Origin of the sequence: Massilia sp. W12 (genome assembly GCF_037300705.1) — a bacterium.
In the GTDB taxonomy this organism is placed as follows: Bacteria; Pseudomonadota; Gammaproteobacteria; order Burkholderiales; family Burkholderiaceae_D; genus JACPVY01.
In genome coordinates this window covers 5,234,866-5,253,886 of record NZ_CP147776.1, presented here as the reverse complement: position 1 = coordinate 5,253,886, position 19,021 = coordinate 5,234,866, and the positions used below count along the sequence as shown (strand labels likewise).

General features: G+C 59.0%; 22 protein-coding genes. 12 read left to right on the top strand and 10 right to left on the bottom strand.

Going from position 1 to position 19,021, the window contains the following annotated elements; translation table 11 throughout:
- Positions 1–7 precede the first annotated feature (7 nt).
- Positions 8–1,570: an ATP-binding protein gene (locus V8J88_RS21610; protein ID WP_338846343.1), complete on the top strand. Its 1,563-nt coding sequence runs from the start codon at positions 8–10 to the stop codon at positions 1,568–1,570.
- A gap of 22 nt (positions 1,571–1,592) precedes the next feature.
- Here V8J88_RS21610 and V8J88_RS21605 read toward each other — a convergent pair whose 3' ends face one another.
- A complete protein-coding gene (locus tag V8J88_RS21605; protein ID WP_338846342.1) occupies positions 1,593–1,838 on the bottom strand; it encodes a DUF3297 family protein in 246 nt (81 codons plus the stop codon).
- A gap of 233 nt (positions 1,839–2,071) precedes the next feature.
- On the opposite strand from V8J88_RS21605, the gene V8J88_RS21600 reads away from it, so the two are divergent.
- Positions 2,072–2,815, top strand: coding sequence for a metallophosphoesterase family protein (locus tag V8J88_RS21600; RefSeq protein WP_338846341.1), 744 nt, complete (start codon positions 2,072–2,074; stop codon positions 2,813–2,815).
- A gap of 3 nt (positions 2,816–2,818) precedes the next feature.
- On the opposite strand, the gene V8J88_RS21595 is transcribed toward V8J88_RS21600, so the two are convergent.
- Genes V8J88_RS21595 through V8J88_RS21575 form a run of 5 tightly spaced genes read right to left on the bottom strand, consistent with a single transcriptional unit; the run spans position 2,819 to position 6,156 of the window.
- The gene (locus V8J88_RS21595; RefSeq protein WP_338849951.1) at positions 2,819–3,259 is read right to left on the bottom strand and encodes a DsrE family protein; all 441 of its coding nucleotides are present in this window, start codon (positions 3,257–3,259) and stop codon (positions 2,819–2,821) included.
- 2 nt (positions 3,260–3,261) lie between these two features.
- Positions 3,262–3,891, bottom strand: a complete 630-nt coding sequence (locus V8J88_RS21590; RefSeq protein WP_338846340.1) for a BON domain-containing protein — start codon at positions 3,889–3,891, stop codon at positions 3,262–3,264.
- Entirely contained in the window at positions 3,884–4,480 is a 597-nt protein-coding gene (locus tag V8J88_RS21585) for a phosphoheptose isomerase (protein ID WP_338846339.1), read from the bottom strand. Before V8J88_RS21585 ends, V8J88_RS21590 begins: the two co-directional genes overlap by 8 nt.
- A 54-nt stretch (positions 4,481–4,534) precedes the next feature.
- Positions 4,535–4,918 carry a YraN family protein gene (locus tag V8J88_RS21580; protein ID WP_338846338.1) on the bottom strand — a complete coding sequence of 128 codons (384 nt, stop codon included), beginning with the start codon at positions 4,916–4,918 and terminating at the stop codon, positions 4,535–4,537.
- Positions 4,918–6,156: a penicillin-binding protein activator gene (locus tag V8J88_RS21575; RefSeq protein ID WP_338846337.1), complete on the bottom strand. Its 1,239-nt coding sequence runs from the start codon at positions 6,154–6,156 to the stop codon at positions 4,918–4,920. Before V8J88_RS21575 ends, V8J88_RS21580 begins: the two co-directional genes overlap by 1 nt.
- Before the next feature lie 13 nt (positions 6,157–6,169).
- On the opposite strand from V8J88_RS21575, the gene rsmI reads away from it, so the two are divergent.
- The 3 genes from rsmI to V8J88_RS21560 all read left to right on the top strand — a co-directional run bounded on the left by rsmI (position 6,170) and on the right by V8J88_RS21560 (position 8,747).
- A complete protein-coding gene (rsmI, locus tag V8J88_RS21570) occupies positions 6,170–7,099 on the top strand; it encodes a 16S rRNA (cytidine(1402)-2'-O)-methyltransferase (RefSeq protein WP_338846336.1) in 930 nt (309 codons plus the stop codon).
- A 166-nt stretch (positions 7,100–7,265) separates the two neighbouring features.
- Positions 7,266–8,042, top strand: a complete 777-nt coding sequence (locus tag V8J88_RS21565; RefSeq protein ID WP_338846335.1) for an enoyl-CoA hydratase — start codon at positions 7,266–7,268, stop codon at positions 8,040–8,042.
- Between the two features lie 63 nt (positions 8,043–8,105).
- Complete coding sequence (locus V8J88_RS21560; RefSeq protein ID WP_338846334.1) at positions 8,106–8,747, top strand: hypothetical protein; 642 nt, start codon at positions 8,106–8,108, stop codon at positions 8,745–8,747.
- 6 nt (positions 8,748–8,753) lie between these two features.
- On the opposite strand, the gene V8J88_RS21555 is transcribed toward V8J88_RS21560, so the two are convergent.
- Positions 8,754–9,521 carry a spermidine synthase gene (locus V8J88_RS21555; protein ID WP_338846333.1) on the bottom strand — a complete coding sequence of 256 codons (768 nt, stop codon included), beginning with the start codon at positions 9,519–9,521 and terminating at the stop codon, positions 8,754–8,756.
- A gap of 117 nt (positions 9,522–9,638) precedes the next feature.
- Here V8J88_RS21555 and V8J88_RS21550 point away from each other — a divergent pair, with 117 nt between their 5' ends.
- From V8J88_RS21550 to V8J88_RS21535, 4 genes are all read left to right on the top strand, one after another.
- Complete coding sequence (locus V8J88_RS21550) at positions 9,639–10,925, top strand: SDR family oxidoreductase (RefSeq protein ID WP_338846332.1); 1,287 nt, start codon at positions 9,639–9,641, stop codon at positions 10,923–10,925.
- A 27-nt stretch (positions 10,926–10,952) separates the two neighbouring features.
- Entirely contained in the window at positions 10,953–11,435 is a 483-nt protein-coding gene (locus tag V8J88_RS21545; protein WP_338846331.1) for a DUF2269 domain-containing protein, read from the top strand.
- A 78-nt stretch (positions 11,436–11,513) separates the two neighbouring features.
- Positions 11,514–12,206, top strand: a complete 693-nt coding sequence (locus tag V8J88_RS21540) for a hypothetical protein (protein ID WP_338846330.1) — start codon at positions 11,514–11,516, stop codon at positions 12,204–12,206.
- Between the two features lie 5 nt (positions 12,207–12,211).
- Complete coding sequence (locus V8J88_RS21535; protein WP_338846329.1) at positions 12,212–13,240, top strand: nitronate monooxygenase; 1,029 nt, start codon at positions 12,212–12,214, stop codon at positions 13,238–13,240.
- A gap of 8 nt (positions 13,241–13,248) precedes the next feature.
- Here V8J88_RS21535 and V8J88_RS21530 read toward each other — a convergent pair whose 3' ends face one another.
- From V8J88_RS21530 to V8J88_RS21520, 3 genes are all read right to left on the bottom strand, one after another.
- Positions 13,249–13,704 carry a DoxX family protein gene (locus tag V8J88_RS21530; protein ID WP_338846328.1) on the bottom strand — a complete coding sequence of 152 codons (456 nt, stop codon included), beginning with the start codon at positions 13,702–13,704 and terminating at the stop codon, positions 13,249–13,251.
- A 120-nt stretch (positions 13,705–13,824) separates the two neighbouring features.
- Positions 13,825–14,325 (bottom strand): YHS domain-containing (seleno)protein, encoded by a 501-nt coding sequence (locus tag V8J88_RS21525; protein WP_338846327.1) that lies wholly within the window; start codon positions 14,323–14,325, stop codon positions 13,825–13,827.
- Between the two features lie 45 nt (positions 14,326–14,370).
- Positions 14,371–14,907, bottom strand: coding sequence for a peroxidase-related enzyme (locus tag V8J88_RS21520; RefSeq protein WP_338846326.1), 537 nt, complete (start codon positions 14,905–14,907; stop codon positions 14,371–14,373).
- Positions 14,908–15,061: 154 nt separating this feature from the next.
- On the opposite strand from V8J88_RS21520, the gene V8J88_RS21515 reads away from it, so the two are divergent.
- From V8J88_RS21515 to V8J88_RS21505, 3 genes are all read left to right on the top strand, one after another.
- Positions 15,062–15,961, top strand: coding sequence for a LysR family transcriptional regulator (locus tag V8J88_RS21515; protein WP_338846325.1), 900 nt, complete (start codon positions 15,062–15,064; stop codon positions 15,959–15,961).
- A gap of 145 nt (positions 15,962–16,106) precedes the next feature.
- Positions 16,107–16,730, top strand: coding sequence for a glutathione S-transferase family protein (locus tag V8J88_RS21510; protein WP_338846324.1), 624 nt, complete (start codon positions 16,107–16,109; stop codon positions 16,728–16,730).
- Positions 16,731–17,214: 484 nt separating this feature from the next.
- Positions 17,215–18,795 carry a S8 family serine peptidase gene (locus V8J88_RS21505; protein ID WP_338846323.1) on the top strand — a complete coding sequence of 527 codons (1,581 nt, stop codon included), beginning with the start codon at positions 17,215–17,217 and terminating at the stop codon, positions 18,793–18,795.
- Positions 18,796–19,021 lie beyond the last annotated feature (226 nt).

The following is a 19,021-nucleotide window of genomic DNA, read 5'->3' as shown; positions in this document are numbered from 1 at the left end:
GATCACCATGCCTGATATGAACCAGAACCGCAAAAAACTGCCGATTGGCATTTCCTCGCTGTCCAATATCATCAGCGAAGGATTTTATTATGCCGATAAAACCGGCATGTTTGCCAACTTGATTCAACAAGGTAAGTATTACTTCTTGTCCCGTCCCCGGCGTTTTGGTAAAAGTCTGATGCTCGACAGCATCAAAGAAATTTTTGAGTGTAATCAAGCGTTGTTTCAAGGGCTGGAGATCCAAGATCAATGGGATTGGTCTTGTCCCCATCCGGTGCTGCGCATCGACTTCAGCGGCGACACCTTGAACAGTCTGGAGGATTTGGACGCCTCCGTCAAACAGCAATTCGATGATTACGAGCGCCAATTCGCACTGCCTGCGCGCTATACCGATCATCGGGGACGCTTGCGTGACTTGATTTTGCGTTTGCATCAGCAAAGCGGGCAAACCGTGGTGGTCTTGATTGATGAATATGACAAGCCGATTCTGGACAATATTGAGCAGTCAGAACTGGCGCAGGCAATCCGCAATCAGCTCAAAACCCTGTACGGCGTGCTCAAGGGGCTGGATGCGCATTTGCGCTTTGTGATGCTGACCGGGGTGTCCAAATTTTCCAAAGTCAGTCTGTTTTCCGGTCTGAATAATTTGAAAGATATCACCCTGGATCCGGCTTGGTCGGCCCTGTGCGGTTATACCGAGCGCGAGGTGGAGACGGTGTTTGCGCCGGAGCTGGAAGGCTTGGAGCGGGAGCAGATAAGGCGCTGGTATAACGGTTACAACTGGCGCGGCGAAGCGGTCTATAACCCCTTTGATTTATTGCTCTTGTTTGACCGCCGCGAGTTCCAAACCTGGTGGTTTGAAACCGGCACGCCCACCTTTTTAACCAGGTTGATGGCGCACAGCGGATTTTTCACCCCTGAGCTGGCCCGCATGGAAGTTGGTTCCGAACTGATTTCCAGCTTTGACGTTGACCAGATTACGCCCGAGGCGCTGCTGTTTCAAACCGGATATCTGACAATCCGTTCCGCGCGCCAATTACCCTCTGGCCCCTGGGCTTACACGCTGGGGTATCCGAATCTGGAAGTCGAAATCAGTCTTAACAGCCATTTGCTGGCGGCGTATACCGGCGATATGCGCAAAAGCAACCGGCAGCGCTTGCAACTGGAGCAGATGCTCAGCCGCAACGATCTGACGGCGCTGCAGGGGCTGTTTCAAGCTTTTTTCGCCAGCATTCCCTATCACTGGTTTGTGAATAATCCGATTGCCGAATACGAGGGATTTTACGCCAGCGTGTTTTACAGCTATTTTGCGGCGCTGGGTTATGAGATTGTGGTGGAGGACGCCACCAATCATGGCCGCATCGATATGACAGTCAAGCTGCCTGAGCGGATTTATCTGTTTGAATTCAAAGTGGTGGAATTGCAGCCGGAGGGCGCAGCGTTGCAGCAGCTGCAAGCGCGCGCCTATGCTGACAAATACCGCAACCAGGGCGTGCCGATTGTGCTGGTCGGGGTCGAATTTTCACGCGCCGGCCGCAATGTGCTGCGCTTTGAAACGGCGACGGGTTGAAGCGCCGCCGGCGCGCCGCGCCTCAGCGGTAAAACGCTTCCACCACGCCCTTGAGCTTGATCAACATCGGACGGCCTTTGCGGTCGCGCGTTTTGCCTGCCGCCACCTTGATCCAGCCTTCGCTGATGCAATATTCTTCCACGTCAAAACGTTCTTTACCGTTGTGGCGGATGCCGATCTCATGTTCAAACACAGCGGCCACATGGTGCGGGCTGGTCGGGTCAATCGAAAGGCGGTCGGGCAAGTCGGGGCGGGCGCTATCAGTCATGGCAGTTCCGGGGTTGATGGTTCATGGAAAACGGGGCCGGATTATCCCCGAAAAAGCGCGCCATGGCAACCGCGCAGCGCTGATGGGCGCAGGGATTGCGCCGCCAGCCGCGCCACTCATCCCCCTGATTTACGCCATTGATCGTTTGTCTGCATGCAAGGCCATCTATGCAGTGGCGCCCGGGCTTGCAGCAGTGTAAGATTTTTATATCAAGCCGACCTGATGAGCGAACGATGTTGACAGCGATTTTGACCGATGTGCACGCCAACCGGCAGGCGCTGGAAGCCTGTCTGGCGCATGCCGCGCAACGCCAAGCCGGGCGTTATGCGTTTTTGGGCGATTTGGTGGGCTATGGCGGCGATCCCGGCTGGGTGGTGGACACCGTCATGCACTATGCCGCACGCGGCGCGCTGGTGGTGATGGGCAATCATGACTACGCCGCCGCAGTGGAAGAGCGCAAGCAGATGCATGCCGAAGCGCGCGAGGCGATAGACTGGACGCGCAACCATTTAAATCCCGAGCAACTCGATTTCCTGCGCAAACTGCCGCTGCAAATCCGCGACAGCGGCGTGCTGTATGTGCACGCCAGCGCTTATGAGCCGCAGGAATGGATTTATGTGAATACCCTGGAAGACGCCGTGCGCAGCATGCAGGCCACCGAATGCCGCCTGATTTTTTCCGGCCATGTGCATATGCCGGCGCTGTACCGCATTGCGCAGGATGGCAAGAGCGGCGGCCATATTCCGGCGCCGGAAAGCGTGCACCCGATCCGCGCGCAACATCAATACCTGGCGATTCCCGGCTCCTGCGGCCAGCCGCGCGACGGCAATACTTCCGCCAGTTACGCCTTGTATGACGACCAGAGCGGCATGCTGCAATTTTTCCGCGTGCCCTACGACATCAGCGGCGCGGCGCGGCGCGTGATTGAAGTCGGCTTGCCGATGGTGTTTGCGATGCGCCTGGTCGAGGGTTTGTAAGACTCAGGGGCGGATATAGACGTATTGCTCACGCGCTTGCAAGCGGGCGATTTCAGCCACCCCGGAAGTGACGAGTTTCGCTTCCAGCACCAGCTTGGAAGGATCCAACTTCATGTTTCTCAGGGTGTTATTGCACACCTTGAACTCCACCCCCTGCTGCGCCAGCCAGGCGATGCGTGCATCAAATGGATTGCCATAGGTGTCGCGCGCGCCTTCCAGCAGAAAATCAATGCCGCCGCTCAGCGCCACCAGCACCAGCTTGTGGCCGGGTTCGGCCAGCAAATGATTGCGCATATTGCCCAGCGCACGCTGCGCCTGTTCGATGCCGTCTGCGACGTGGTATACCACCCGCACCGTGGGCGCGCTGGCGGCTGTGGTTTGCTGCGCCAGCGCCAGCGGCGTCAGTGCGCTCAAGGCAAGCGCGCCGATAAATTGTCTGCGCATCATCATTGTGCGGTTCCTGATGTGTTTTGCGGCGTTAAGCGTTTTCTTTCTTCTTCGCTGATATATTCAAACAGCTTCAGCACTTTTTGCACCCCGCTGGCGCTGCGCGCGATGTCAGCGATTTGAGCGCCTTCTGCTTCCGTGACCCGGCCCAGCAAATAAACCGTGCCGCGCTCCGTCACCACTTTCACCGAATTCGCCTGCAATTGCTTATTCGCCAGCAAGCCGGTTTTGATTTTGCCGGTGATCAGCGCATCAGAAGAGCGCGAAGCCAGGCTGGAGGCGCCGGATACTTCCAGATGATTCAAGACATCCAGCGCGCCTTCCAGCTTGCGCATTTGTTCTTCAATCTTGCTCTTGGTTTGCGCGTCTTTCACTTCGCCGGACAGCAAAATGCGCCGGTTATAACTGCTGACATTGATGTGATTGCCTTCACCCGCCTTGGCCGCCAGCGCTTCGCCGCGCAAAGTCAGGCTGTTGTCCTCGGTCTGCGCGCCCAGGGTGCGGCGGTCGGTGGCGGCCATACCGCCCACCACCGCGCTGCCCACCACCACTTCGACGCAGCCGCCCAATTGCAGCGCCAGCGCCAGCGCAGCCGCGCCGCGCAGCCAGCGTTTTGCCATGTTATTCATGCACATCTCCTCCAAACAGCGCGACGTCGATGCCATCGCACAGACAGTGCAAGGTCAACAGATGCACTTCCTGAATGCGTGCGGTGCGCTCATGCGGCACGCACAAATGGACATCGGCGTCGGTGATCAATTGCGCCATGCGGCCGCCGCCCTTGCCGGTCAGCGCCACCACACGCATATCGCGCTCCAGCGCTTCTTCCACCGCCGCAATCACATTTTCAGAATTGCCGGAGGTGGTGATGGCCAGCAGCACATCGCCCGGCTGCCCGAGCGCCTGCACTTGCTTGGCGAAAATATCGCGGAAAGAATAGTCATTCGCGACCGCCGTCAAAATCGAGGTGTCGGTGGACAGCGAGAGCGCCGGCAGGGGCAGGCGCTCGCGTTCAAAGCGGCCTACCAGCTCGGCGGCGAAGTGTTGCGCATCGGCAGCCGAGCCGCCATTGCCGCAAGCCAGAATCTTATTGCCGTTGGAGAGCGCGGCAAACATCAGATCTACCGCTTGCGCAATCGCCGGCGCCAGGGTGGAAGCGGCTTGAATTTTGAGTTCGGCACTTTCGTGGAAGTGACCAAGGATGCGGTGATTAATCATAATTTTCCATTTAATTGCGGGCTGCTCAGCAAACCTGAAAATCAAGCACAGCCCCTATTCTGCCTGAATTATATTTTTGATCCATTGCACTTGTTCGCCATCGAGTGCGAGCAAGTCGAAACGGCAGTTTGGCATGCGCTTTTGGCGCTGCAGCCAATGCGCCGCCGCCGCTTGCAAGCGGCGCTGTTTGGCCCGATCCACACTGGCGGCGGCGCCGCCGGCCCAGGCGCTGCTGCGCTGCCGCACTTCGACAAACACCACACACGCGCCATCTTGCATCACCAGATCGATTTCGCCGCGCCGGCAGCGGTAATTGCGCGTCAGCAGGCGCAAACCGCGTTGCTGCAGCCAGCGCAAGGCGGCGTCTTCGGCCTGCGCGCCAGCGTTGCCCGCACGGGCTTGCGGCCACACACGCCGCCACAGCGCCAGCCAATCCATTACGGGCCCAGTTGCGGCAGGCCATGGTTTTGCAATACGCCCTGGCGGAACACCGCCTGCGGCAACTGGCGTTCAAAACTGAAACCGTTTTTATTCACTTTGACCTGCAGCCGGCCCGTCACGCCATCCAATTCGAGCGCCTGGCCGGTTTGCAAAGCCAGCACGCGCGCGATGCGGTAGGCGTCAATTCCCAGACCATACAGGCGCTCCAGATCGGCGCTGCGTTTTTGCTCGGCGTTTTGCAGCAGACGCGGATAAACCATCACCGCCGCATGGTCGCGCTGAAATTGCCAGGGAATATCGAGTACCCGCACGCCGTCCAGAAACAGCGCCGGGTCGGCGTGTTCCTGATCTTGCAGAGCGATGCGGTTTAATTGCGAGCTGCCGTACTGCGGCAATTCCGGCGGCAGCAGATTGCGCAGCTGGCGCGTTTGCTCGGCGTCCAGCGCGATATAAATCAGTTGCAGTTTCTCGCTGCTCAAGCGTTTTTTGAGTTGTTCCAGCCCGGCCGCGCTGAGAAAGCCGGAACTGCTCCAGATTTCCTGCTGCAGCGCCTCCATGCCCAGTTTTTGCCATTGCAGGGCAAAGGCTTTGGCGGCGCGCCGCTGCCACGCGATATTCGAGGACAACACCAGCGCGCGCGCGCCTTTGGGCAGGTTTTGCGCCGCCCATTGCGCGCTTTGGCGCGCCTCATCTTCCAGCGATAAACCCATCAGCAAGAGATTGTGGGGCAGACGTTCGCTGATTTTTTCAGGATAGTTCAAGGCCAGCGTGGGTTTCGACAGGCCGCCGCTGGCGATCAGGGTTTCCACCCCGGCGCGCGACAAGGGGCCGACAATCACATCATGTTGCGACAGCGCGAGCTGATAATTGTCCAGCACATCCGCCCCGTTCTCGCCACTCTCGACCACATTCACCAGCACGCCATCGCTTTGGATCTCATGCGCGGCCATAAAGCCCTGGCGCAAAACCTCGGCCACCTGGCCCAGATTTTCCGAGTGCAGCGGCAGCAGCAGGGCGATGCGGCGCGGGGGGCGTTCTGCCGGAGCGGCGGCGGCGGGGGCTGGCGCGGCGGCGGGGGCCGGGGCGCTGCTGCTGGGCTGCGGCACGGAGAAGGTGCGCACTTCGGGCGGCGCGTCTTTGTTTGCGTCGCCGGCGTCTGCCGTGTTAGCCTGCGCACACACGCAGCCCAGCGCCAGCAGCCAGCCGGCTGCTATTTTTTGTATCAAATTTGCCACGTTGCCCTCCACCATGAGCATCCCTGAAGAATCCAGCAGCGCATTACCTGACATTGCCGACTGCTTACAGCGTCTGGCGCAGGAATGCGCCCGCCAAACCTATCCCGCCGCGACATTATATGTGGTGGCCACGCCAATCGGTAATCTGTGCGACATCAGCGTGCGCGCCTTGCAGGCGCTGGCGGCCATGGACGCCATCGCCTGCGAAGATACGCGCAGTTCCGGCCAATTGCTGGCGCGTTACGGGATTCATACCCCCTTGCTGGCGGCGCACCAGCACAACGAACAGGAGGCCGCGCAAAAACTGCTCAGCCGCCTGCAGGCCGGCCAGCGTATCGCCCTGATTTCTGACGCCGGCACGCCCGCTGTGTCTGACCCCGGGGCCAAAATCGTCGCCGCCGCACATGCCGCCGGCATCCGCGTCTTGCCGCTGCCGGGCGCTTGCGCGGCTGTCAGCGCCTTATCCGCTGCCGGCATGCCGGATGGCGCATTTTATTTTGCCGGTTTTTTACCGGTTAAAAATAATCAAAGAGAAAATGCTTTGCGCGCCTTGCGCCATTTGTCCGCCAGCCTGGTGTTTTATGAGGCGCCGCACCGCATTTTAGAAACTGTTCAGGCAATCGGACAGATATTTGAAAATGAACGGGAAATTGTGCTGGCCCGTGAAATCAGCAAGATGTTTGAAGAAATCTGGCGCGGCCCTTTGCAAAACGCCCTGGAATGGCTGAACGCGCGTCCCGAAAGAGAAAAAGGCGAATATGTGATTGTGCTGCAAGGCGCAACAGCGGAGCAGGACGCCGCCCTGCTTGAAGGGCAAAGGGTGTTGCAGATCTTGCTGCAGCATTGCAGTTTGAAGCAGGCGGCGCAAATGGCGGCGGAAATCAGCGGGGCCAAGAAAAATGCCCTGTATGCGCTGGGGCTGGAGCTGCTTGATAAGAAATAAGGGATTTGCAGCGCGCGGCGCGCATCATGATTGCTTCTGCGCAATAGAAAAACCGAATCCATCCCCCATTCCGCGAGCCTGGCCGGCGGCATTTTTTGTGCAACAATGCTGGCCAAGGTCGGGCGCCGCGCGCCGCTGACTATCATCACTCACCCCTGGAGCATCTATGGATATTTTGAGCAGCATCGCAGATGGCATTTTGACCCTGGAATTCAACCGCCCGGAGCGCAAAAATGCGATTACCAACGCCATGTATCAGGAATTGGCCGACCAGATCAACGCCGCCGCCGACAACAAGGCCGTGCGCGCGCTCTTGATCCAGGGCAAGGAAACCGTGTTTACCGCCGGTAATGATCTGGAAGATTTTATGAAGGGCGCGAGCGATCTCAGCACCCCGCTGACCGAACGCCCGGTGTATCAATTCATGCAAGCCCTGTTCCAATGCGAAAAACCGGTCGTCGCGGCGGTGGCCGGGAATGCCGTTGGCATCGGTACGACCTTGCTGTTGCATTGCGATCTGGTGTATCTGGCCGATAACGCCAAGCTGTCGGTACCGTTCGCCCAGCTCGGCTTGTGCCCGGAATACGCCTCTTCGCTGCTGCTGCCCTTGTATTCCGGGCATGCGCGCGCAGCGGAAAAGCTGATGTTGGGCGAGCCGTTTGGCGCGGAAGAAGCCTACGCCATGGGCCTGGCCAGCAAAGTTGTGCCGCTGGCGGAATTGCACAGCCACGCACGGGCACAGGCCGCCAAGCTGGTCGGCCTGCCTGCCGCCAGCCTGCGCGCCACCAAGCAACTGATGAAACGCGCCAGCGTGCCGCAAATTCAAGCCGCGCTGGATATCGAAACCCCGCAATTCGGCAAAATGCTGTTGGGCGCAGAAGCGCGCGAAGCCTTCACCGCCTTCTTCCAAAAACGCAAGCCTGATTTCAGCCAGTTTGACTGAAGCCGCACCCGGCCTGTGCGGGGCGCAGGCCGGCATATCTGCACAAACTGTTTGGAGGACGCCATGCCGCCACCGCCTGCAAGCGTGTTGCAACTGCCGTTTTTGCTCTTGATTGTGCTGGAGGTGCTGGCTGTGGTCTGCTGGCCGGTGAGTTTCTTCAGTTTTTGGATGGCCTTCGATGCGCAGGCCATGCCCGCCGGAGAAGCCGCCAACGGCTATGCCAGCGCGCAGCAACTCAGCAGCGCAATGCTGCGCAATGGCATGTCAGCGCTGGCATGCGCGCTGGGCGCCAGTTGGCCCTTGTGGCGCTACTTTTATAGCCGGCGCGTCTGGATGCAGCGCTATTTTGAATTCAATGAAGTCCATTTGCGCGCCTGCCAAAATGCGCGCGGCGACTGGCTGCTGTATTGGCCGGATGTGTTGCAGGCCGCTGAGCTGCGCACCCCGGCGCAGCAGCAACGCGTCAGCGCGCAGATGGCGGGACAGGGCGCATTGCATGGCGCCGCCCCGCATTACTATGTCACGCTGCCGGCTTTATGGGCTTGGCTGTTGCGCAAAAAAGACCGGCTCGGGATACGTTTTACCCAATATCTGGCGCAAACGCCGCAATTTACTCTGGATGATTCGCACATGGCCCGATTACGGGCTGAGATTGACGGTTTGCAACAGCCGGATGCGAGCCCGCCAGCTGATGCCGCGCCGTAATGCGCCTCACTGCTGCGCCATCCACTCTTTCAACTCCAGCACCCAGGCTTTAGCGCGCAAGCCGGTCTGGCGGTGAATTTGCGCAGCGCGCGCGAATAAAATCGCAAAATCGACTTGCGGCGCCTGCTTAAACGCCAGCGCCACCAGGTTTTCACCTTCTTCCGCCGTGAGCCAGACGCAGGCGTCAAACTGCGCTTCCAGGCGATCCAGATTTTGCTGGTAATTGCCGCCGAAAATATTCACCACCAGCATCCCCTGTTCACTCAGGCAAGCATGGCAGGCGGCGTAAAACGCTGCAGAATCGCGCGCCGGGCCGCGTGCGGCGGCGTCGTAAATATCCACTTGCAAAATATCCACCGTCCCCGCCAGATCCGGCCGCGTCACCCACTCCGCCGCATCCATCAAACAGACTTGAAAGCGGGCATCGTCCGGAGGCAATAAAAAATGCGCGCGGCATGCCGCCAGCACATTCGGGTTCAATTCCACCGCCGTCACCCGCGCATCAGGAAAGTGGCGCAGACAAAAGCGGGTCAGCGCGCCGCTGCCCAAACCCAATTGCACAATATGCCGTGGTTGCGCCATAAACAGCTGCCAGCACATCATTTTGCGCACATACTCCAGCTGCAGTCGTTCCGGCGCGCGCAAGTCCAGCGCGCCTTGAATCCAGCTGCTGCCCAGATGCAGATAACGGATGCGGCCTTCGTGGCTGATGGTGGCCGGATCAAAGCCCGGCTGCGCAAACTGCGCGGGAGAGGGGAGGGTGTGTGTATTCATGACGGCAAAACTATACACCAGCCGCCCCCTGCGCCACAGCCGTGCTTTGCTGGCGGCCCGGCAAGGCTGGCGCCGCACTGATATAATTTACTGATGTAAAAAAACCTGGAGAAATAAATGCGCATATTGCTAACCGGCGCCAGCGGTTTCATTGGCCGGCATGTATTGCATGCATTAACGCAGCAAGGACATCAAGTGTTAGCAATCAGCCGGCGCGCGCCGCAGGCGCTGCCGGGCACGGATCCGGCCTGCTGGCGCTGGCAGGCTGGCGATTTGCAGCAGATGCAAGCGCCGGCGGACTGGGCGGCTCTGTTGCAAGAAGTGGATGTGGTGATCAACAGCGTCGGCATCATCCGTGAAACGCGCGCCGGCGATTTTCAAGCCCTGCACAGCAATGCCCCGCGCGCCCTGTTCGCCGCCGCGCAAGCCGCCGGCGTGGCGCAAGTGATCCAGATTTCCGCCCAGGGCAGTGCGCCCGACGCCGCCACCGGCTATTGGCGCAGCAAAGGCGAAGCCGAAAGCGCGCTGCAAACTTCTTCCCTGCATTACACGATCTTGCGTCCCGGCCTGGTGTATGGCGACGATGGCGACAGCAGCCGCATGTTTATGCAATTGGCCAGTTTGCCATGCGCCATGTTGCCGGGGGCCGCCAGCACCCAGGTGCAGCCGGTGCATATTGACGATCTGTGCGCCTGCATTTTGCGTTTGCTGCAAGCGCCGCAAGCCGCGCCGCGCCGGTTGGAGGTGCTGGGGCCGCGCCGCATGCTGCTGCGCGACTATCTCAACAATTTGCGCCAAGGCATGGGCGCGCTGCCCGGCCTGATTTTGTCGATGCCGTTTGCGCTGGCGCGTCCCTTGGCCTGGGCCGCCGAGCGTTTCACCAGCGCGCCGCTGACGCCGGATGCGCTGGTCATGTTGCAGCAGGGCGAGCGCAGCTGCGGCGATCCGGCTCCGCTGGCGGCCTGGCTCGGGCGCAGCCTGCGCGACCCGGCCAACTTCGCTCATCCGGCTTTATTGCTGCCGGCGGTATGGGGCTGGGCCGGTTTATTGTTGCGTGTGTTGCTGGCCGTGTTGTGGCTGTGGACGGCCTGGACTTCCTGGTTTGGCTGGCCGCAAGCGCAAAGCCATGCCTGGTTGCAAGCAATCGGCATCCCTGCCGCACTCGCGCCCACGGCCTTGGCGGCGGCCTGTTTGATGGATGCGGCGATCGGCTTGCTGCTGCTGTGGCGGCCGGCGCGCTGGTTGTGGTGGCTGCAACTCGGCCTGGTCGGCTTTTACAGCCTGGCGCTGGCGATCGGCTTGCCGGACATGTTATTCCACCCCTTTGGCCCCTTGAGCAAAAACCTGCCGATACTGGGCCTCTTGCTGCTTTTTCTCTGCCTGCAGCAGCCGGGCCGCAAATAATACTGATCATGAAATGAGAGCATGAACATGGATTACTTACTGTTGAAATGGGTGCACATTCTGTCCGCCACCCTGATGTTCGGCACCGGTTTCGGCACCGCGTTTTATATGTTCTTCGCCAGCCGCAGCGGCAATGTGCAAGCGATTGCCTTTGTCTCGCGCTGGGTGGTGAAAGCCGACACCTGGTTCACCACGCCGGCGGTGATTATTCAGCCGATTACCGGCTGGTTGATGTTGCGCGCAGGCGGCTTCAGTTTCACGCTGGAGAATTTGCAAAACGCCTATTGGGTCGGCATCTCGCTGGCCTTATACGCCATGGCCGGCGCCTGCTGGCTGCCGGTGGTGTGGCTGCAATTGAAAATGCGCGATATGGCGCAAATCGCCGCCGCAGAACAAAAGCCGCTGCCGGCACTGTATTGGCGCTATGAAAAAATCTGGACAATCCTGGGTTTCCCCGCCTTCATCGGCTTGCTGGTGGTGTATTGGCTGATGGTGCATAAAGGCTGGTAAGCGCACGTCAGATTTCCCTTGCGCAGCATGGGGCAGGCGTGACAGCATCTGTATTCATCTTTTTTCAGGAGCTATGCCATGTCCCGTTTTCTGATTCCGCTCTTGTGCGCCGCCTTCAGCCTGAGTCCGGCGCAGGCGGCGGCCCCGGCCCCCGGCATGTATATCACCGAGGGCGGGCATGGCGCACTGGAGGTCAAGCGCAGCGGCGCGCACAGTGCGTTTGCGCTCAACAGCCTGAGCGCGAATCTGAATATGTGCAATGCGGAAGGCAAGATTCAGGCCGATGGCCGCGCCCAATTGGAGGGCGATGACAAGCCTTGCGTGATCCATTTCAAACCGGTGGCGGGGGCCGTGCAGGTCGAAAGCACCGAAAGCTGCCGTACATATTGCGGCCACAATGCATATCTGGACGGGACATATCTGGCCGCGCCGGCGCTATGCACGGCGAAAGAAATCAGCCGCCTGCGCAAAGAATTCAAAAAGCTGTACGATCAAAAACAATATCCGGCGGCCGTCGCCAAACTGTCCCCGGCGACGCAATGCGATAAATTTTTGATGCTGGAAGACAAAGCCTGGCTGCGCAATGATCTGGCGCTCGGCCAGTTGCGCGCCGGCAGCGCGGCGGACTGCCGCCAAACCCTGGCCCCGTTGCAAGAATTTGCGGCCAAGAGCAATGAGCAATTGCAAAACGAATGGCCGCCAATGCGCATCGATGCGGTGTTGCAAGTGGCCAAGGCGACCCGGGTGAATTTGAAACTCTGCCAAAAATAATTGCTATGAGCGCACATTCCACCTTGCCTGGGGCCGCTCTGCCCATCATCCAGGCCCCGATGGCCGGTTCACAAGACAGCAAGCTGGCGCTGGCGGTAGCCGCCGCCGGCGGCCTGGGCTCAATTCCCTGCGCGATGTTGAGTCCGGCGCAAATCCAGGCCGAGCTGGCTGTGCTGGCCGCCAGCGGGCAAGCCTTTAATGTGAATTTCTTTTGCCATCAGATGCCAGCGCCTGACCAGGCAAGGCTGGCCGCCTGGCAGCAAGCCTTGCAACCCTATTACGAAGAAGCCGGTTTGGCGCCGGCCAGCGGCGGTGCGACCCGCATGCCGTTTGACGCGCTGGCCCTGGAAGCCTTGCGCGCCCATCCGCCGGCCATCGTCAGCTTTCACTTCGGTTTGCCAGCGGCGGATCTGTTGGCCGCCGTGCGCGCTCTGGGCTGCAAAGTCTGGGCTTGCGCCACCACCCTGGCGGAAGGTCTGTGGCTGCAGCAACAAGGCGTGGATGCGGTCATCGCCCAGGGCGTGGAAGCGGGCGGACATCGCGGCATGTTTCTCGATATGGATTTACAAACCCAGCTCGGCACATTCGCCCTGACCCGCTTGCTGGCGCAGCATTTGCATGTGCCGGTCATCGCCGCCGGCGGCATTGTCGATCACGCCGGAGTGCGCGCAGCGCTGGCCTTGGGCGCTGTCGCGGCGCAAGTCGGCAGCGCCTATTTGCTGACCCCGCAAGCCAACACCAGCGCCACCCATCGCGCCGCCCTGCACAGTGCGGCGGCGCAAGAAACCGCCCTGACCACCCTGTTTTCCGGGCGGCCGGCGCGCGGCATCGTCAACCGCCTCATGCGCGAACTCGGGCCTTTGAATCCGCTCGCGCCCGCCTTTCCGCTCGCCAGCGCCGCCCTTGCACCCTTGCGCGCGCATGCCGAAAAAGCGGGGCGCGGCGACTTTTCGCCGCTGTGGGCAGGACAGGCCGCCAGCCTCTGCCGGGACATGGATGCAGGCGATTTAACGCGCATGCTGGCCGGGGTTTAAGGCCGGCTTCAGGCCACCTGCTGACGCGGCCCAATCCATTGCGCCACATTCCAGTGCGGCCCGGGCCACGCCGCCAGCGCCAGCAGCATCAAACCCCATTCCACATGATCTTGCAGGGCAGCAGGCATGTCGCGCAAGACATGGTAGTAAGCCAGCACTGCCACACCATTCACCATAAATAGAGCCAAGGCGGCCAGACGCTTCAAACAACCTGCCGCCAGCAGCACAGGCAGCAGCAATTCCGCCGCACTGGCGCTCCATGCCGCTAAGCTGGGACTCAAGAGCGGGACATGATATTCATCGGAAAACAGCGCCAGGGTGGCGCTCCAGTCATCGACTTTGCTCAGCCCGGCCCAAAAAAATGTCTTGGCCAGATAGAGACGGATCAAGCATTCAAACGGCTGGCTGAAATAATGCATGAACCTGGCTTGCGCCAGATCGGCGAGGCCTTGTGAGATAGACATGCGACGCTCCTGATGTGTAAAGAGAGGACAGCGCGGGATAGTGGGAAAAAGCCCCTGTCAGCCGGCGGGCTGGCAGGGGAAGAGAGAGGAAAACGGGTACAACTTACGGCCAGCCGGAAATCACAAATCCTGCGGCGCTTTGGCTTGGATCTGCGGCCATTCGCTGCGCGCTTTTTGCAGATTGCCCGGCACATCTTCCAGCCATTTCTTTTGAATGTCTTTATTCACATTCAAATACAGCTTGCCATCCACCACTTTCCAGGCTTGCGGATCGCCATCGAGCTTTTTGCCGAGCGCCACGCCCATCGCACAAAAACCGCCGAATTGCGGCGCAAACTGAGCCGGATTGGCCTTGAATTTGTCGCGGTTGGCCTGGCTGGCAAAGTGGTAAGTCACGCCTTCATAGTCTGCGCGGTAAGCCGGCTTGCCGGCAGTCGCGGCTTTGGCGCTGAAGTAGGCCACCGGGTCATGACCTTGCAAGCCCACCCCTTGCTTATCGACATTCACCGCCGCTGTGGATTGCGCGTCATACGCCAGCGCCGTGCTGGGGGACAGAGTGAAACAGGCGGCGCCGAGCATCAGAGCAAACGACAGGTTCAGAGATTTGCGCATAGTCAACATGATGTATTTCCTTGTGTCAGAAGATGAAAAAAATGTGTGTCAAGATCAGGCCAGGGCCACTTTCGGGAAGTCGATCTCGACCCGGCTGGCTTTGCCCAGAATATTGGTCAGCAGATTCATGCCGACGTGAGTGATGATTTCCACGATATCGCCATCGCTGAAACCGGCGTTGCGCGCTTCCATCAATTCAGCCGTGGTGATTTCACCTTTGTGCTCGGCCAGCGAGCGCGCCAGCTTCACCGCCACGGCGGCTTTTGCATCCTGGCTTGTGCCGGCGCGGTTGGCGGCGATTTCATCGTTTGGCAAGCCGGCCCCGCGCCCAATCGCGGTATGCGCCGAGAGGCAGTATTCGCAGGAATTTTGCTGCGCCAGCGCCAGCGCAATCCGTTCGCGGGTGGCGGCGTCCAGGCTGCCCGCATTCGCGATGCCATGCAGACCGAGGAAGGCGCGCAGCGCAGCCGGTGAATTGGCGAAAACTTTCAGAAAATTCGGCACCATGCCCAGTTGGCTGCGGATGGCTTCAAACAAGGCTTGTTGTTCAGCGTTGGCGGTATCGGCGGTGACGGTATTGATGCGGCTCATGATTCATCCTTTCGTGAATGAGACAAGCGTCTGGGCTTGTTTCGGGTTTGTCGTTTCGCTTGTCGTTGAGCGAATGAGTGCATTCTGAATTAATTCATTGAAAACAAGAATAGATTTAATTTACAATTAATTGTTTCAATAATCGGAATAAACCATGGACAGATTTCACCAAATGACCGTGTTTGCCGCAGTTGCCGAAACCGAGAGCTTTGCCGCAGCAGCGCGCAAGCTGAGCATGTCGCCGCCGGCGGTGACGCGCGCGGTGGCCGCATTGGAAGAGGAATTGGGCGTCAAACTCTTACAGCGCACCACGCGTTATGTGCGCGTGACAGAGGCTGGCCAGCGCTATTGGGAAGATGTGCGGCGCATCCTGGCCGAAGTGCGGGAAGCGGATGAGGCGGCGGCTGGCGTCAATGCCGAGCCGCGCGGCCATTTGGCGCTGACCGCGCCAGTCTTGTTCGGTAAACAGTTCGTGACGCCGAATCTGGTCAAATTCATGGAGCGCTATCCCGAGGTGGACATTTCAGCATTGTTTTTAGACCGGGTGGTGAATATGTTGGAAGAAGGGGTGGATGTCGGCATCCGCATCGGCCCTTTACCGGACAGCAGCATGCGCGCCATCCGGGTCGGCCAGGTGCGGCGCGTGGTGTGCGCCAGCAGCGCATATTTGCAAGCACGGGGAGTGCCGCGCAGCCCGGAAGATTTACACCAGCATCAAATTGTCGCCGCCAGCAGCATCAGCCCTGCAGTGGAATGGAAATTCGGCAGTGAGGGACAGAGCAATACGGTGCGCATCAAGCCGCGCCTGACCGTCAGCAGTAATGACAGCGCGATCATGGCGGTGCGGCATGGAGCCGGCGTGACACGTCTGTTGTCATACCAGGTGGCTGACTTGCTGCAAAGCGGCGAATTGCAAATCGTACTGGAGGCATTTGAACCAAGCCCCTTGCCGATTCATATCGTGCACCGCGAAGGGCGGCATGGTTCGGCCAAGATTCGCGCCTTTGTCGATTTCATGGCGCAAGCATTGAAAGCGGATGCGGCATTGCAATAAGCAGTCATTATTTCGCATCAAGGAATAATGTATTGGAAAAAATGAATATTCTTAATTGATCCTGAATTTGGCACACTGTTTTGCCTGCACGCCGGCGCCGCAAACGCCATCTAAGCAAAACACATCGTCATATGAAAGGATTGCCATGCTTACGCTGTATGAATTCGCGCTCTCAGGGAATTGTCATAAAGTCAGACTGCTGCTGTCATTCCTGGGATTGGAATATCGCAGTGTGCTGCTGAATGGCGCACAAGGCGAACACAAAACGCCGCAATTCCTCGCCCTCAATCCGCTCGGACAGGTTCCGCTTTTGGAAGACGGCCCTGCGGTGGTGCGCGACAGCCAGGCGATTCTGGTGTATCTGGCGCGTCGCTATGGCGCAGCGCAGAGCGAGCTTTGGCTGCCGGCGGATGCGCTCAGCAATGCCCATGTCGCCGCCTGGCTTTCGGTGGCGGCATATGAAGTGGCGCGCGGCCCGAACGCCTTGCGCCTGCATCATAAATGGGGCCGTGCGCTGGAGCTGGAGCAGGCGCAGGCAATCAGCATGCAATTGCTGCAGATGATGGAGGCGCGCTTATCCGGCCAGCACTGGCTGGCGGCCAGCCACATCACAATTGCCGATGTGGCCCTGTATCCTTATCTGGCTTTATCCAAGGAGGCGCAGCTGAGTTTGGCGGAGTATCCCGCAGTGCGCGCCTGGCTGGCGCGCATCGAGGCCATGCCGGGCTACCTCAGCATGCCGGGCATTGTCTTGCAAGCGCAGGACTGAGCTGTTGCTCACGCCGTTTTCCTGCATAACAATCCACACCTTTTACGGGCCGCAGTCTCTGCGGCCCGTTTGCATTTGCCAGGCCCGCCATGGCGGATCGCGCAGCGGCTGGGGAGTCATTCACGGTTGCATAACTTTCCACATGGAAACTTACCTTATTTCACAATTTTAAAAATTAAATTTTGTTGAATCTGTTTCGATATGTTTCCATGCAGCAAGAATTTTTGGCAATAGTTCTGTGCTTTCAAAAATATAGTTTACCTAATTTTTATTTCGGATAAGCGCCTTATACAAACTTATCCACGGCAAAAACCGGTAAAGCACAAAAAAAATTTTTATATTTTTCGATTTTCCTGTGGACAACAATAAATTTTCCACTTAAGATTCTATTCAACGCACCACACATTGCAACAAAGCAAAACGACTAAGAGTGCACAGAAGTTTTTCTTGGAGTTAAACAATAATCACTATGGGGAACAGACTTATGACCAAATCGAACTTCAAAGCTTCCGCAATCGCCTGCGCTGTATTGGCTGCCCTGACCGCCGCTGGTAACGCTGCCGCCAACGAAAACACCCGCTATGTGGTGCATTTCAAAGACGGTTCCCACAATGAAGTGCGCAGCGCGATTCTGGCTGCCCGCGCCAATGTGAAATACCAGATCCACAGCATGAACGCAGTCTCCATCGAAGCCAGCAAAGATGGCGCGAAGCAATTGAAGGGTCATAAAGATGTGCACATGGTGGAAGAAGATGTGAAGCGCTACCCGTTTGCCGGCGCCACCCCATCCACCGGCGCGCCCTACCTGAGCGGCCAGCTGGTGCCTTACGGCATCAAGCAAGTGCAAGCCGATGTGATGCCGAATGGCGATGCGAATACCGCCAACCGCAAAATCTGCATCATCGACTCCGGCTACGACCGCGCCCATGAAGATCTGGACAACAGCGCCAACGTGACCGGCGAATACGACAGCGGCACCGGCTGGTGGTACACCGACGAAAACCACCACGGCACCCACGTCGCCGGCACCATCGCCGCCTTGAATAACAGCGGCGTCGGCGTGGTCGGTGTGAACCCGAACAAGAAATTGAAGTTGCACATTGTGAAAGTGTTTGGCAAAGACGGCTGGGCGTATTCCTCCTCGCTGTCCACCGCCGCCAACAAGTGCAAAACCGCTGGCGCAAATGTGATCTCGATGTCCCTCGGCGGCCCGAGCTACAGCGCATCGGAAAACACCACCTTCAGCAATCTGGCCAAGGCTGGCATTCTGCTGATCGCCGCCGCCGGCAATGACGGCGCGGACCCGGATCCGGCCAAAGCCACCGCCGTGTCCTATCCGGCGGGCTACAGCAGCGTGATTTCGGTGGGTTCGATTGACGAAAACAAACAATGGTCCACTTTCTCGCAATACAACACCAAAGTGGAATTGGCAGGCCCCGGCACCAATGTGTTGTCCACCGTACCGATGGGCTCAGGGCGTGAATCTTCCGCCAGCGTGGCAGGCGTGGCTTACACCGTGGGCGGCATGACCGGCTCGCCGGCCAAGGCAGCAACTGCAGCGCTGTTTGATATGGGTATCGGCGACGCCGTGAACGCCGGCGCGGCAGGCAAAATCTGCTTGATCCAGCGCGGTACGGTTGACTTCGCCACCAAGGTCAAGAATTGCGAAAGCAGCGGCGGCGTAGGCGCGATTGTGTATAACAATGCAGCCGGCACATTTGGCGGCACCCTGGGCACGGCGGTAACGAATATCCCGTCGGTGACGGCAACCGATGTCGATGGCGCAGCAATGAAGGCGCAAGTCGGCCAAAGCGCGACCGTGAATGTGAAGGCAACCAACTACGCCTACTTTGACGGCACCTCGATGGCGACCCCGCATGTGTCTGCAGTCGCGGCCCTGGTGTGGAGCTACTTCCCGACCTGTACCGCAGCACAAATGCGCATCACCCTGCAAAAGAGCGCGCAAGATCTGGGCGCAGCAGGCCGCGACGTGAAATTCGGCTTCGGTCTGGTGCAAGCCAAAGCAGCTTACGATCGCATCAAATCGCTGGGTTGCGGTAAATAATCCAAAGCAGGCCCCTCGGCCTGCAGCTTGAAAGTGAATTCAGGGGGAGGGCGAAAGCCTTCCCCCTTTTTTATTTTCCGGCGTAACTATTCAGCCCCGGTGCGAATTTATCGCCATACGTATTGCAGCGGTTTCGGACATGGATGGATTCAAAACGTGTGAGAGCAACGGGGGGCGAAGGCGATGTGCGGGAACGTTGGCTCAGGCTGTTGGAACAGCGCCCCGT

Coding starts and splice junctions, on each gene's coding strand:
- V8J88_RS21585 (WP_338846339.1), bottom strand. CDS start 4,480: ATGATTAATCACCGCATCCTTGGTCACTTCCACGAAAGTGCCGAACTC.
- V8J88_RS21590 (WP_338846340.1), bottom strand. CDS start 3,891: ATGAATAACATGGCAAAACGCTGGCTGCGCGGCGCGGCTGCGCTGGCG.
- V8J88_RS21530 (WP_338846328.1), bottom strand. CDS start 13,704: ATGTCTATCTCACAAGGCCTCGCCGATCTGGCGCAAGCCAGGTTCATG.
- V8J88_RS21610 (WP_338846343.1), top strand. CDS start 8: ATGCCTGATATGAACCAGAACCGCAAAAAACTGCCGATTGGCATTTCC.
- V8J88_RS21560 (WP_338846334.1), top strand. CDS start 8,106: ATGCCGCCACCGCCTGCAAGCGTGTTGCAACTGCCGTTTTTGCTCTTG.
- V8J88_RS21535 (WP_338846329.1), top strand. CDS start 12,212: ATGAGCGCACATTCCACCTTGCCTGGGGCCGCTCTGCCCATCATCCAG.
- V8J88_RS21505 (WP_338846323.1), top strand. CDS start 17,215: ATGACCAAATCGAACTTCAAAGCTTCCGCAATCGCCTGCGCTGTATTG.
- V8J88_RS21555 (WP_338846333.1), bottom strand. CDS start 9,521: ATGAATACACACACCCTCCCCTCTCCCGCGCAGTTTGCGCAGCCGGGC.
- V8J88_RS21525 (WP_338846327.1), bottom strand. CDS start 14,325: ATGTTGACTATGCGCAAATCTCTGAACCTGTCGTTTGCTCTGATGCTC.
- V8J88_RS21565 (WP_338846335.1), top strand. CDS start 7,266: ATGGATATTTTGAGCAGCATCGCAGATGGCATTTTGACCCTGGAATTC.
- V8J88_RS21510 (WP_338846324.1), top strand. CDS start 16,107: ATGCTTACGCTGTATGAATTCGCGCTCTCAGGGAATTGTCATAAAGTC.
- V8J88_RS21595 (WP_338849951.1), bottom strand. CDS start 3,259: ATGCGCAGACAATTTATCGGCGCGCTTGCCTTGAGCGCACTGACGCCG.
- V8J88_RS21605 (WP_338846342.1), bottom strand. CDS start 1,838: ATGACTGATAGCGCCCGCCCCGACTTGCCCGACCGCCTTTCGATTGAC.
- V8J88_RS21520 (WP_338846326.1), bottom strand. CDS start 14,907: ATGAGCCGCATCAATACCGTCACCGCCGATACCGCCAACGCTGAACAA.
- V8J88_RS21550 (WP_338846332.1), top strand. CDS start 9,639: ATGCGCATATTGCTAACCGGCGCCAGCGGTTTCATTGGCCGGCATGTA.
- V8J88_RS21515 (WP_338846325.1), top strand. CDS start 15,062: ATGGACAGATTTCACCAAATGACCGTGTTTGCCGCAGTTGCCGAAACC.
- rsmI (WP_338846336.1), top strand. CDS start 6,170: ATGAGCATCCCTGAAGAATCCAGCAGCGCATTACCTGACATTGCCGAC.
- V8J88_RS21580 (WP_338846338.1), bottom strand. CDS start 4,918: ATGGATTGGCTGGCGCTGTGGCGGCGTGTGTGGCCGCAAGCCCGTGCG.
- V8J88_RS21545 (WP_338846331.1), top strand. CDS start 10,953: ATGGATTACTTACTGTTGAAATGGGTGCACATTCTGTCCGCCACCCTG.
- V8J88_RS21540 (WP_338846330.1), top strand. CDS start 11,514: ATGTCCCGTTTTCTGATTCCGCTCTTGTGCGCCGCCTTCAGCCTGAGT.
- V8J88_RS21600 (WP_338846341.1), top strand. CDS start 2,072: ATGTTGACAGCGATTTTGACCGATGTGCACGCCAACCGGCAGGCGCTG.